This is a genomic window from Vibrio intestinalis (genome assembly GCF_025195085.2).
GTDB classification, from domain to species: Bacteria; Pseudomonadota; Gammaproteobacteria; order Enterobacterales; family Vibrionaceae; genus Vibrio; species Vibrio intestinalis.
The window spans coordinates 12,384-25,309 of the sequence record NZ_JANAVY020000023.1; the positions used below are offsets into that span (position 1 = coordinate 12,384).

At 45.1% G+C, this 12,926-nt stretch carries 15 protein-coding genes; 4 read left to right on the forward strand and 11 right to left on the reverse strand.

Features of this window, described 5'->3' with window-relative positions:
• Positions 1-30 precede the first annotated feature (30 nt).
• Positions 31-2,472, forward strand: coding sequence for a glycerol-3-phosphate 1-O-acyltransferase PlsB (gene plsB, locus MU515_RS19040; RefSeq protein WP_260261983.1), 2,442 nt, complete (start codon positions 31-33; stop codon positions 2,470-2,472).
• Between the two features lie 82 nt (positions 2,473-2,554).
• Here the strand turns inward: plsB and ubiA are convergent, their stop codons facing one another.
• Positions 2,555-3,409 carry a 4-hydroxybenzoate octaprenyltransferase gene (gene ubiA, locus MU515_RS19045; protein WP_260261984.1) on the reverse strand — a complete coding sequence of 285 codons (855 nt, stop codon included), beginning with the start codon at positions 3,407-3,409 and terminating at the stop codon, positions 2,555-2,557.
• Positions 3,410-3,949 carry a chorismate lyase gene (locus tag MU515_RS19050; protein WP_260261985.1) on the reverse strand — a complete coding sequence of 180 codons (540 nt, stop codon included), beginning with the start codon at positions 3,947-3,949 and terminating at the stop codon, positions 3,410-3,412. It lies immediately after the preceding gene.
• A gap of 163 nt (positions 3,950-4,112) precedes the next feature.
• Between MU515_RS19050 and MU515_RS19055 the strand changes: the two genes are divergently transcribed.
• Positions 4,113-4,520, forward strand: coding sequence for a flagellar basal body-associated protein FliL (locus MU515_RS19055; RefSeq protein WP_260261986.1), 408 nt, complete (start codon positions 4,113-4,115; stop codon positions 4,518-4,520).
• A 58-nt stretch (positions 4,521-4,578) separates the two neighbouring features.
• Here MU515_RS19055 and glpG read toward each other — a convergent pair whose 3' ends face one another.
• The 6 genes from glpG to ftsY form a co-directional block, all read right to left on the reverse strand.
• Positions 4,579-5,403 carry a rhomboid family intramembrane serine protease GlpG gene (gene glpG / locus MU515_RS19060; RefSeq protein WP_260261987.1) on the reverse strand — a complete coding sequence of 275 codons (825 nt, stop codon included), beginning with the start codon at positions 5,401-5,403 and terminating at the stop codon, positions 4,579-4,581.
• A gap of 12 nt (positions 5,404-5,415) precedes the next feature.
• Complete coding sequence (gene glpE / locus MU515_RS19065) at positions 5,416-5,736, reverse strand: thiosulfate sulfurtransferase GlpE (RefSeq protein WP_260261988.1); 321 nt, start codon at positions 5,734-5,736, stop codon at positions 5,416-5,418.
• Between the two features lie 431 nt (positions 5,737-6,167).
• Entirely contained in the window at positions 6,168-7,025 is an 858-nt protein-coding gene (gene rpoH / locus MU515_RS19070; protein WP_260261989.1) for an RNA polymerase sigma factor RpoH, read from the reverse strand.
• A 186-nt stretch (positions 7,026-7,211) separates the two neighbouring features.
• Complete coding sequence (gene ftsX, locus MU515_RS19075; protein WP_260261990.1) at positions 7,212-8,180, reverse strand: permease-like cell division protein FtsX; 969 nt, start codon at positions 8,178-8,180, stop codon at positions 7,212-7,214.
• Complete coding sequence (gene ftsE / locus MU515_RS19080; RefSeq protein WP_260261991.1) at positions 8,170-8,844, reverse strand: cell division ATP-binding protein FtsE; 675 nt, start codon at positions 8,842-8,844, stop codon at positions 8,170-8,172. Before ftsE ends, ftsX begins: the two co-directional genes overlap by 11 nt.
• A 38-nt stretch (positions 8,845-8,882) precedes the next feature.
• Positions 8,883-10,106: a signal recognition particle-docking protein FtsY gene (gene ftsY, locus MU515_RS19085; RefSeq protein WP_260261992.1), complete on the reverse strand. Its 1,224-nt coding sequence runs from the start codon at positions 10,104-10,106 to the stop codon at positions 8,883-8,885.
• Between the two features lie 211 nt (positions 10,107-10,317).
• Here ftsY and rsmD point away from each other — a divergent pair, with 211 nt between their 5' ends.
• Positions 10,318-10,917, forward strand: coding sequence for a 16S rRNA (guanine(966)-N(2))-methyltransferase RsmD (rsmD, locus tag MU515_RS19090; protein WP_260261993.1), 600 nt, complete (start codon positions 10,318-10,320; stop codon positions 10,915-10,917).
• A 9-nt stretch (positions 10,918-10,926) separates the two neighbouring features.
• Entirely contained in the window at positions 10,927-11,193 is a 267-nt protein-coding gene (locus tag MU515_RS19095; RefSeq protein WP_260261994.1) for a DUF1145 domain-containing protein, read from the forward strand.
• 29 nt (positions 11,194-11,222) lie between these two features.
• Here MU515_RS19095 and MU515_RS19100 read toward each other — a convergent pair whose 3' ends face one another.
• From MU515_RS19100 to MU515_RS19110, 3 genes are all read right to left on the reverse strand, one after another.
• Positions 11,223-11,807 carry a YhgN family NAAT transporter gene (locus tag MU515_RS19100; protein ID WP_260261995.1) on the reverse strand — a complete coding sequence of 195 codons (585 nt, stop codon included), beginning with the start codon at positions 11,805-11,807 and terminating at the stop codon, positions 11,223-11,225.
• Positions 11,808-11,925: 118 nt separating this feature from the next.
• Positions 11,926-12,162 carry a YecH family metal-binding protein gene (locus MU515_RS19105; protein ID WP_260261996.1) on the reverse strand — a complete coding sequence of 79 codons (237 nt, stop codon included), beginning with the start codon at positions 12,160-12,162 and terminating at the stop codon, positions 11,926-11,928.
• A gap of 67 nt (positions 12,163-12,229) precedes the next feature.
• On the reverse strand, positions 12,230-12,847 hold the full coding sequence (locus MU515_RS19110; RefSeq protein WP_260261997.1) for a lysoplasmalogenase family protein: 618 nt from the start codon (positions 12,845-12,847) through the stop codon (positions 12,230-12,232).
• Positions 12,848-12,926 lie beyond the last annotated feature (79 nt).

A 12,926-nucleotide genomic window follows, 5' to 3' on the forward strand; every position in this document is an offset into this window, starting at 1 on the left:
TATTACCTATTTTTGAGGCAAAGAACCTTTATGTCTTCTGGACGCTCTCTATCTCGCTCACTATTGAAACTGCCAATGTCAGTCCTAGTGAAGGGAACTGCTATTCCTTCAAACCCAATTGAAGATCATAGCATTGATGTTAACAAGCCCATCATCTATGCACTACCTTATCGCTCTAGTGTTGATCTATTAAGCTTACAAAAACAAGTCATTAAGCTTGGTCTACCTGATCCTTTAGAGCCAATCGAAATTAACGGTAAGAGCTTTAACCGTTACGTCTTTACCTCTTCACGCCAAACTGTAATGGGTGACGATCAAGACGTACCGGCAGAATCTATCGCGCTATTTTCTGATTTGCTGGCGCTGCATAAAGACGACACGGAACTTGATGTACAGGTTATCCCTGCCACTGTCCTTTGGGGCCGTAAGCCGGGTAAAGAAGACAAGCGTACTAACTATCTACAATCACTCAATGGCCCACAAAAAGCCAAAGCTGTATTACTAGCTGGCCGTGATTGTTTGGTGCGTATTAGCCCTGTGGTATCACTGCGTTACATGGCTAACTCGCACGGTACTGACGCTTCTATCGCGCATAAACTGGCGCGTGTGGCTCGCATCCACTTCTCACGCCAAAAGCTGGCCGCATCTGGCCCTAACCTGCCTAGCCGTCAAGCTTTGTTCAACCGCCTAATGAAATCAAAAGCGATTGAAAAAGCGATTGAAGATGAAGCAAAAACTAAAGACATCTCACTAGAGAAAGCACGTAAAGAAGCGCAAGACATCATGGATGAGATTGCCGCAGATTTCTCTTACTCATTAGTCAAAAATGGCGATCGCCTACTTGGTTGGTTGTGGAATCGAATCTACCAAGGCTTAAACATCAACAATGCAGCAACTGTGCGTCGCTTAGCACAAGATGGTCATGAGATTGTTTACGTGCCTTGTCACCGTAGCCACATGGACTATCTACTGCTGTCTTACGTGCTTTACCATGAAGGCATGGTACCGCCGCATATTGCCGCCGGTATTAACTTAAACTTCTTCCCGGCGGGTCCTATCTTCCGTCGTGGCGGTGCGTTCTTTATTCGCCGTAGCTTTAAAGGCAATAAACTCTATTCGACTATTTTCCGTGAGTATCTTGCAGAGCTATTTACTAAAGGTTATTCAGTCGAATACTTCAGCGAAGGTGGTCGTTCTCGTACTGGTCGCTTACTGCAAGCGAAAACCGGCATGCTCGCAATGACCATTCAGGCAATGCTTCGCGGCCTAAACCGTCCAGTGACTTTAGTGCCTGTCTACATCGGTTACGAGCACGTAATGGAAGTCGGCACTTACGCAAAAGAACTGCGTGGTAAACGCAAAGAAAAAGAAAACGCTGGCCTTGTGCTGCGCACCATCCGCAAGCTACGCAACTTTGGCCAAGGCTACGTTAACTTTGGTGAGCCAATCCCGCTGAACCATTACTTAAACGAGCACGCGCCAGAGTGGACTAAAGACATCGACCCTATGGGGGCAACGAAGCCACAATGGTTGTCACCGGTTGTGAATGGTCTTGCGACTAAGATGATGACGCACATTAATGATGCCGCAGCAGCTAACGCACTCACCTTGTGCGCAACGGCGCTACTGGCTTCGCGTCAACGTGCGCTTTCTCGCGACAGCTTAGTGCAGCAGATTGATTGCTACCTATCACTACTGAAAGAAGTACCTTACTCTGGAACGTTCACAGTGCCAGATGAAGATGCAGAGTCTTTAGTGAAACACGCGGAATCACTCGACAAATTTGTCATGGAACGCGACAGCATCGGTGAGATTGTCTCGCTTGATCGTGAACAGTCAATCTTGATGACGTACTACCGCAACAACATCATCCACCTATTTGCGATTCCGTCATTGATTGCGCAAATGCTGGTTCGTCAGCACCGCATGAGTGTGGAGCAAGTTAAACGTAACGTCGCCAAAGTAGTTCCGTTCTTAAAGCAAGAACTGTTCTTGAGTGTGGATGAAGAGCGTTTAGATGAAGTCGTCGAAAGCTACCTACAAGAGCTTGCTCGCCAAGGTCATATCGCTATTGAGAACGATCAGGTAACTATTAATGAGAGCAACACTCAAGTGCTGGTGCTTCTAGGCCGCACGATTAGCGAAACTCTGCAACGTTACTCAATTGCTCTAAACCTATTGGTTAAGAATCCTGAGCTAGGTAAATCTGATCTAGAGAAAAAGAGCCAAGAAATTGCTCAGCGTCTTGGTCGCCTACATGGTATCAATGCACCAGAGTTCTTCGACAAAGGTGTATTTGCGTCGCTGTTTGCAACGCTAAAACAGCAAGCTTACTTAGACAATGATGGTAACTGCGATACGGCTAAAACGCTCGATTTGGCTGAGCTACTATACTCGATGCTTTATCCAGAAGTGCGCTTAACCATTAAAGAGAGCGTCTGCCAAGCAACAGAAGATTGCTCAGAAGACTAACGACAACTCTTTTCGATACAGACTAAAAAGGCACTCATTGAGTGCCTTTTGTTTTACTGCTATTTCCGCTTTAACGGAATACTTACCAATAAGCGATAAGTAAACCCAACGCGATAATCATACCGACGTAGTTATTGTTTAAAAACGCTTGGAAGCATAAGTCACGTTCACGATGACGAATCAAATGCTGCTGGAAAACAAACAAGGCTCCTACAGCCAATACGCTCCAGTAGAAGCTCGCGCCTAAAGATAAGTAGGAGCCTAAACCAATCAACATCGCTACAGTCACAAGCTGCAACACACCAATAATGGTCTTATCAAAGCGGCCAAACAAAATCGCCGTCGACTTAATACCAATTTTCAAATCATCGTCACGATCGACCATGGCATATTGGGTATCGTAGGCAATGGTCCATAAAGCATTCATCGCAAATAGAAACCACACCACAGGCGGCAGTTCATTCGCTTGTGCAGCCCAAGCCATAGGAATCGCCCAGCTAAACGCTAAGCCTAAAAACAGCTGAGGGAGATGGGTATAGCGCTTCATAAATGGGTAGATAAAGGCCAGCACAATACCAATAAATGACAGCTGAATAGTCAGGGCATTCATGCTCAGTACGAGTGCAAAAGAGACTACTGCTAATAGGACAAATAACGCAATTGCTTCTTTAGCCGACACTAATCCTGAAGGCATAGGTCGGTGTTGGGTACGCTTAACATGACCATCCACTTTACGATCTGCAAAGTCATTAATCACACAACCCGCTGAGCGCATTAAAAACACACCCAGCACAAACACCACCAACACGTCCAAGCGTGGCATTCCTTCTGCTGCAATGATCAATGCCCACATTGTCGGCCATAGCAGTAACAGGCTACCAATCGGCCTGTTCATACGCATCAATTGCCAATATGCGATTGCTTTAGCTGTGGTCATTTATACTCTCTCCTTAGAGTAAATAGGCGCGTCAGGCAAAAATAATTCAGCCACCAGCATAGGTTTATCATTCATCCACAAACGTGAGCGACGCGCCAAACACAAGCCATGCTCGGTTTCAGCCCAGCCTACTTGCAAGGCATCACGCTTCACATTGTCTGAACTGAACACGGTTAGCCCAAGTGGTATCTCACCCTGCTGAGATAAGTCGTAAGGTTGATCAATCAAAGAAGAATTTGGGATCAAGGTGCGCCCTAATACCCAAGGCGCATCATCGCCTTTCAACACTACTTTTCGTAATAGACAGCTTTCACTGCCTAACAGCGCTTGTTCCTGTGTATCCAACTCGCTTGCTGGAACAACATGGTTATGAAATAGATCTACGTTCAATTGCTGACAACAAGTTTCCAATAAACGTGACAGCGAGCCCTGTTCTAACAACCATTTTTCCGCAATCTGGGAAGGAAAGCTAAACTTATCAGGCTGTTGCCATTCAACATTGCGTAGCGCCGATAAATAAAGCGTAATCATTTGATTCATATTAGTATTCAATAAGTCGCTTTATCATCGTACAATAAAGCCTCAATCTGTCGTGTTAACTGCTCAATAGCGGATAACAAGAATTCATTACAAATAGATGCTCTATTGTAACAAGACTCAAGCGATTCGAGTATCACGATCCGAACAAAGAAAAGTTAGAAATATGTTTAAACGTTACATAGTCCAAATATTTGCCGCTTTCGCCATCTTGCTTGCTGTGCCATCAGTTGCTCAAGAAGAAGGGGCACCTAAGCTGGCGTACTTTACTCTAGAGCCTGACTTAACGACCAACTTCTACACCAAAGGTAAGCAACTGGGCTATATCCAAGTGCGTATAGACATCATGGTGGCAAACGATACTGACTTGCCTCTTATCGAACTGCACCAACCTTTGATTCGTGATGCAGTCATCGAACTGCTTGGCAAACAAACTGAAGATACGATTAAGTCACTCGCAGGGCGTGAAGACTTACGTAAACATTTGGTCGAACATCTGAACTCTATTTTGCTACCAGAAACCGGTAAAACCATCATTGCTGATTTACTGTTTACCAAATATCTCTATCAGTAAAACAGACCACCTAAACGAAAAAAGCGGCTAAAGCCGCTTTTTTTAGTTCTGCACTAAATTACTTTCTCGAACTGTCGAATAACGCGACCAATAGGCCCGCAATCAAACCGACAAGGTGCGCGGTATTGGCAATCGCCATCACCGGCTGAATATAACCTAGCACTAGCCAAGCAATCATAAAGCCAAACACAGGCTTAGGCATTGATAAGCCAAACTGCGGCGCTCTAACACCCATTAACCATGTGTAACCCACTAAGGCATACACCACACCAGATAAGCCACCAAAGTTTGCCCCTTCAACCCAGTATTGGCCAATACCTGACAATGCTGCGGAGAAGATAAACAATTGCACCAGCTTGCCTGTGCCTAGTCGCTGCTCAATATCACCACCAAGCTGCCACCACCACAGTAAGTTAAAGGCAATATGCATGATAGAGAAATGCAGCAGGCCATGGCTCAGCCAGCGCCAAAGCTGCCACTCTTGCCCTGCAAATGCAGGAAAGTGCAGCGCTCTAAATACCGCTTCACCGTAACCCACTTGCTGCAAAACAAAAATGCCAATACACAACGCCATGCTCAATAGACTAAACGGGCCAGCTTTGGCTTTGATCATCGTCATCATGCTTGGTGAGCTGTATTTGAAATGATTTTGACGAGTTTCCGCCATATCCCATGATGCAGCCTGATACTTAGCGTCATTCGGATTATCGAGAAAATGTTTGAGCTCGGCTTCTGCTTCGATTTGCTGCTCAACGTCTAATAACCACAAGGTAAATTGACCACCACCTTCAGGCATCATCTTCACTTCTATTTGGCGCGATGCCATATAGTCAATAAACGCCTGAGCCACTCTTGGCTGAGTTAAGGTAATCAATCTAATCATGGTTATACTGCTCTATTTGGTTGAGATAGGTAGCCCAGCGCGTTGCCAAGCCTCAAAGCCACCATCAACACTATACACTTCATCAAAGCCTTGGTTAACCAGATACTGAGCAGCGCCTTGGCTACTATTGCCGTGGTAACAAATCACTAGTACTGGTTGGTCAAACTCCACCTCATTCATAAACCCAACGATCGAATCGTTAGTCAGGTGAAACGCACGCTCTGGGTGTGCGGTGGCAAATGATTGAGGATCGCGGATATCGGCCATTCGCGCCTCGCCTCTATCTAACAGCGCCTGCGCTGCTAAGACATCGATATGTTGAAACTGGTCCATTACTTTCTCTTTTTGTTCAGACACTCTCTTTACACACAGGTTCAGCGGTTTGGAGTGAAAGGTTTATTTGCCGTCATTGTAACCTATCCAGTGCCCGACAAGTACACGCCGAGACTAAGGTTATCCACTTGCGATCACTTCTTCACCATTTGTGGATAAGTTTGTGGATTACGTTGATAAAGTGTTTGGTAACAATTCGATCCACAAGATGTAGTGATGATCCTTATTTTTATGTGTGTAAGAATCATAATATCCCCAATTGATAATCACGCTTCACCCCTTTATTCACCCTGCTTTCTGACATCTAACCAAGAAATTTACCACAGAGTTATACACAGGCTTTGTTGCGCAAACGGATCGCAATTTTCGATCGGACATAAAAAAACCGAGATCATTTGATCTCGGTTTTGATGTTCTTTCGAGGCTAGAGTTTAGAATTCGCCTACGGCTACTTTCAGCTTCTTCATCGCATTTTTCTCTAGCTGACGAATACGCTCTGCCGAAACATTGTAGGTTTCTGCTAGCTCTTGCAGTGTCGCTTTGTCGTCTTGTAACCAACGAGAGCGAACAATATGTTGGCTGCGCTCATCAAGGCTCGCTAATGCATGGCCTAGACGGTTATTGGTATGCGCTTCCCAGTTGGCTGCTTCTACGTTCTCTGCGACATCAGACGCTTTATCTTCTAGGTAAAGCATCGGGGCAGAACTTGCTGTGCCGCTATCGTCATCATCTGAGCTTAGTTCGAAGGTAGGATCTTGCGCCGCAAGACGAGACTCCATCTCACGTACTTCTGATGGTTCTACACCTAACTCACGCGCCACGGTTTCTACTTCACCGTTGTTGAACCAACCTAAACGCTTTTTAGACTTACGTAGGTTGAAGAACAATTTACGCTGCGCTTTAGTGGTCGCCACTTTCACGATACGCCAGTTACGTAACACATACTCATGGATTTCAGCTTTGATCCAGTGAACAGCGAAAGAGACCAATCGTACACCCACTTCTGGGTTGAAGCGTTTCACCGCTTTCATTAGACCAATGTTACCTTCTTGGATTAAGTCAGCCATTGGCAGACCGTAACCTGAGTAACCGCGAGCCACATGCACAACAAAGCGAAGGTGCGAAAGGATCAAGCCTTTAGCTGCCTCAATTTCACTGTTGTAATGTAATCGCTCAGCCAAATCTCTCTCTTCGTCAATCGTCAGCATTGGGTAGCTGTTCACTGAACGAATGTAGCTGTCTAAGCTATCTTGGGAGACAACGGCCATTGGATACGCTTGGTTTGTCATTCAATTCCTCATCAATCTCTGATCTGGAGTAGGTGTTTTAGCCCAACAATCTTGAACCTAAAATGAACAGGTTTCAAGCAAGGGAAAGTAATTATGCATAAACAAAACGTCTATACAAGCAAAAAAGTATACGGTAGCGTCTACTTTTTGCAAGTCTCGTTTGTGTCAAAATTCGACAGCTCGAGTTTAGACAGGTTCAATTTCTTTTAGATGACGCTGAGCAGAGACTTTTGCAGCAAGGCAACCAATGAAAGTACCAAGCATCAGAAGCAATAAAGATTCATCCCAACTCAAGCCAATTAACCTGAAGCGGCTATCATACAGAAGTGCTAATTGTTCAACACTGCTATTAAGCAGAATTGTGATTAACGCTGTAAGAATCCAAGCTGTGACGGCGCCTAGCAAGCCAAACCACATTCCTGAGTACAAGTAAGGACGTAAAATAAAGCCATCGGTTGCACCAATCAGCTTCATGGTTTGGATTTCATCTTTATTAGCTAATACGTTAAATCGCAGCGTATTGCCCACAATTAAAAATACCGAGCCGAGCATTAACACCGATAGCGTTGCAACAATGCCAACCACAAGATTTTTAATGGCATCGAGTCGAGTTAGCCAATCTTCGTCCATGCGAACATCAGAAATCTCATCTTCGCTTTCCATTTTGGTAACTAAACTGCGGATAACCGACTTATCATCACTACTTGGTGTAATGATAAGAACGCCAGGTAGCGCGTAATCATCTAATAATGAAATGGCCTGTTCAAAACCTGAGTATTCACTTAAATCAGCAAGTCCTTGTTGCGGAGAAATGTATTCCACCGCTGATACCTGATCTAAACTCTCAAGCTCATCTTTCAACACCATGATGCGTGGCTCTGGTGTTTGCTGCTTAATGTAACCACTGATTTGCGCCGGACTGGTAACATCACTTGAAGCCACCGCTATGTTCTTGCCCAGCAAATACAACGAAGCAGGCAGTGCAAGCGCCATTGAAATCACTGCAAGAGTAAGTAAGTTGCCTAACGGGCGAGAAAGCAGCTCCGATAGGGAAGCGCGCGCCTGCTTGAAATGAATAGCAAAGAAACCGTCTTTCTTTACTCGGTTCGCCCCTTTGCTTTGGGTAGCTTTTCTATTGCGTGTATTAGCGGCCACAGTCTTGCACCTCACTTAAAAAGCCTTGATTCAATTCCAAATGACGATATTGAGGACGGGTATTCACTAAGTTCACATCGTGGGTTGCGAGCAAAATGGTCACGCCCGCACGATTGAACTCTTCAAGCAATTTAAGCACGCGACTGGATAGTTGCGGATCTAAGTTACCTGTCGGCTCATCGGCCAATAGTAAGGTAGGACGATTCACGACTGCACGAGCAATACCAACGCGCTGTTGCTCACCACCAGAAAGCTGGCTTGGCAAACAGCGGGCTTTATCGAGCAAATCGGTTTTATCCAGCGCCGCCGATACACGGCGCTTAATTTCATTTTCAGAAATTGATTCGATACGCATTGGCAGAGCCACGTTATCAAACACGGTTCGATCCATCAGTAAGCGATGGTCTTGAAAAACAATACCGATGTTGCGACGCAGCAGCGGAATGTCTTTCGCAGGAATACGAGTAATATCGTGGCTATTAAAGCTAATTCGCCCATCAGTCGGGCGCTCAATGGCACATATCAACTTAAGCAAGGTACTTTTACCCGCACCGGAGTGGCCGCCTAAGAAGGCCATCTCACCACGACGTAAATGAAAATCGACTTTCTGTAGCGCTTGTCGACCTCCACGGTAAGCCTTACTTACTTGCTGAAACTTTATCACCCGTAATTCCTCTTACTGAGATAGTTTACTGCGCCGAGTTATTCGTCTCGGCTAAATAATGCATCAATAAATTCTTGTGTCTCGAATGGACGCAAATCATCAATTCCTTCACCTACACCAATATATCGGATAGGGATTTGGAACTGATCCGCCAGAGCAAAGATAACACCACCTTTTGCAGTACCATCTAGCTTGGTTAATGTAATACCCGTTAGAGGCGCCACATCGCTGAACAATTTAGCTTGGCTAATCGCATTTTGGCCAGTGCCTGCATCTAGCGTCAGCATGATTTCGTGTGGAGCGGAATCATCCACCTTCTTCATGACACGCACAATCTTACGTAGCTCTTCCATTAGGTTGGCTTTGTTTTGCAAACGACCCGCTGTATCAGCAATGACCACGTCGTAACCACGCGCTTTAGCAGCTTCAATCGCATCGTAGATAACGGATGCACTGTCAGCGCCGGTATGCTGAGCAATCACAGGAACTTCGTTACGTTCACCCCATACTTGCAACTGCTCTACCGCAGCCGCACGGAAGGTATCACCTGCCGCAAGCATGACTTTTTTGCCCTCGGCCTGGAACTGTTTGGCCAGCTTACCGATAGTGGTCGTTTTACCGACACCATTTACGCCAACCATTAAGATAACGTAAGGCGTTTTGCTGCTATCGACTTCAAGAGGCTTCTCGACATTCGATAGGATCTCGGCCATCTCTTCTTTTAGTAAACCATAAAGAGCTTCACCATCTTTGAGATCGCGACGAGATGCTTTCTCAGTCAAGTTATCAATGATCTTTAGCGTTGTATCCATGCCCACATCGGCAATCAACAACTGCTCTTCTAGTTCTTCAAATAACTCGTCATCGATTTGCTTACCTTTAAACAAACCAAAGAAGCCTGCACCAATATTGGTCTTAGTACGAGCTAAGCTACGCTTTAAGCGAGCAAAGAAGCTCTCACTTGGCTTTTCTTGTTCTTGAACTCGCGCTTCTTGCACAACTTCAGGCTCAACCTCTGCTTCTGCTTCTGCTTCTGCTTCTGCTTCTGCTTCTGCTTCTGCTTCTGCTTCTGCTTCTGCTTCTGCTTCTGCTTCTGCTAGTTCAGGTTCAACAGCTAGCTCGGATTCGGCAACGGTTTCTTGCTCTTTTTCCACTTCCTCAGCAGGTGTTTCTACTTGCTGTTCTTCTGCTGGTTGTTTCGCTTGCTCTTCATCACCGAAGCCAAGCCAGGAAAGCAATCCGCGCTTCTTTTTTTCCGTCATCTGGGGCAATCCTAGATTATCTAAATTAACTCTTACTGCTTCCCGGCAGGATAATGTCATACTGGGAAACAACAATGACAACAGAGTGAAAAATTTCCCCGCTTTACGCGTTTAAGGTTACACTTTGTCATCAATCAAATTCGGCCTGTACTCAGGGCGTGCTCTATGAGCGACTGGGTATAGTATCACTTTATTAGCGGTCAAAAAATCTATGGTAAGACGTCGCCAACAAAACACATCACAAAATAAACCATCCAACGGCTTTGTTCGTATTATTAGCGGCTTGTGGCGCGGACGAAAACTGCCCGTGCAAGACGCCGAAGGTTTGCGCCCAACGACCGATAGAGTAAAAGAAACTGTTTTCAATTGGCTTGCACAAGATGTGCCAAGAGCTAAGTGTCTTGACCTATTTGCCGGTTCTGGCGGCCTAGGATTTGAAGCAGCATCACGCCAAGCAGAAAACGTGACTCTGATTGAGATGAATCCATCGGCTTTCAAACAGTTACAACAAAATATTGCGTCGCTAAAAGCCGACAACTTACAAGCCATCAATACCGATGCGCTCAGTTACCTCAAACAACCGGGTACACCTCACCATGTCGTGTTTATCGATCCGCCTTTTCGTAAAGGTTTACTAGATGAAACGATCTCTTTATTGGAAACAAATGGCTGGCTAGCTGAAGACGCCATGATCTATATCGAAACAGAGAAAGAGCTCAAGCTTGAAGGCATCCCTGAGCATTGGCATTTATACCGCGAGAAAAGCGCAGGCCAAGTCAGCTTTAGGCTCTACGAAAGACAATCTGTATAAGGAAGTAACATGAAAGCTTTGATTCTATTAGCGAAAGCCTCGATTGGTTTTGTTTGGTTGGTATTGTTCCTAAACTTCTTCATGCCGTTTCCGGGCAATGCGGCTATCGCACTCTACATTTTGACCGCGTTTTTGTTCTTCATGCACGGCTTACAAATGCTGATTTTCATTGGTGCTTTTGGTGACAAAATTACTATGAGCCGATGGGAGAAGTGGTCTATTTTGATATTCGGTATTTTTGCTCTGCTGGATATTCGACGTAAACATATGATGTAAAAAAAGCCGCTCAGTTGAGCGGCTTTTCTTTAACCTAAATATCCTTTGATACCATCAAGGAACATCTGAGTTGAAACCATAACCAGCAATAAGCCCATTAAGCGTTCAACCGCTTTTAACCCTCTCTCCCCTAAAACGCGATGGAAGAACCCATAGAACATTAGAATGAAGAAGGTCGTACCCCATGCAAGTAATACTGCAGCAGAAAGCTCTAGCAGTTTATCTGGGTGTTGCGTGGACAACAGCAGCAAAGCTGCAATCACAGAAGGCCCTGCAATCATTGGAATCGCCATTGGCACAATGAAAGGCTCTTCACCTGCGGCTAGCCCAGTAATACTACCGCCACTTGGGAAGATCATCTTAATCGCAATAATAAATAAGATGATACCGCCAGAAATACTCAAGGTTTCTGGCTGCACGTGTAAGAAGCCCAAAATGCTCTTACCGGCAAACAGGAACAGCATCAGAATCATGAGTGCGAAGCACAATTCACGAATCAGTACTTTTCGACGACGTTTTGGGTCAAGGTGCTTTAGGATCGATAAAACGATAGGCAAGTTACCAAGCGGATCCATAATCAAAAATAGCATGGTCGCAGCTGAAAGAATGTCCATTGTTTTTCACCTCCAAAATGGGCATGAGACCTAAGTCGGCGAAGTATATACCTTAGCAGGCATTTATGCTCGCTTTTAGCTTATTAAATAGGCAAATTAACTGACGTTGTATTTTAAGCTAGTGACTACACATGCGAGCTGCGTTTAACACCCACTTATCACCTTCTACCTGAACTACCTTTTGACGTTGAATCAAAAAGCTAAGTAGCGTCTCAATATCCATACCTTGTTTTGAGCATGTATGAAACTTGGCATCTTCTCCAAACTCACGCGTTACTGCAGCGCGAATTTCTTGTTCATTCATTGGGTTATCAGCAAGCATATTTAAAACATTGTGAGCATGAATCTCAGACATGATGGTTCTCTCTTATTGGTCGTGTTTTCAATAAGAATAGGTGATCGATATCTAAGATAATTTGATTTTAATTAATGAACGACGCAGTAATCAAACAATGGGCCAGCAGATAGCTGCCCGTAATCAAGTAGCGCCCACACCAGATTGGGTGACGATAGTCATGAATCGCTAACAATGCTGCTGAGAGCGTCAAAGACAAAGTGCCTAGTAGGCCAAGTAAATGGTTCTGTTGTAACAGCCATACTTCGCCAGCCGCCCAGTTAAGCTGAATCAGTGCCATACCCATGATGACGACAGGAAAAATCAAACGATCGATTTTAGGCAGCAACAGAAAGAAGACCACGATACCCATGGCGAGCAACATTGCTGGCAACCACCATACAATTTCACCCGATATCTGAAGCCAAAAAGCGGTGCTATAGCAGATTTGCGCGGCGAGAAAAAAAGCGAAACAGGTGCGCTGCGCTTTTTTACGAATATACAAAGCATCGGCAAGGATAGAGATGATTAAGCCAAGAGAAACCCACCAAGCCCCAAGACCGACCAACGAGTCTTGAGTCCAGAGCATCACCAACAACAAAAATAGAGAGAACGAAGAAAAGAAAATCGCCTGCTTTTTGTGTTTATTCTCACTGGCTGAAATGCTGATGAATCCGGATAGCGCGACTGAAAGCCAGCTCCACATAGTAATACCTCTATAAAACCGAAAGCTCAGTTTAGGCGCAGAGGCAAAGATGTCCAGATTAGCGCCGTAAAACTTGGAT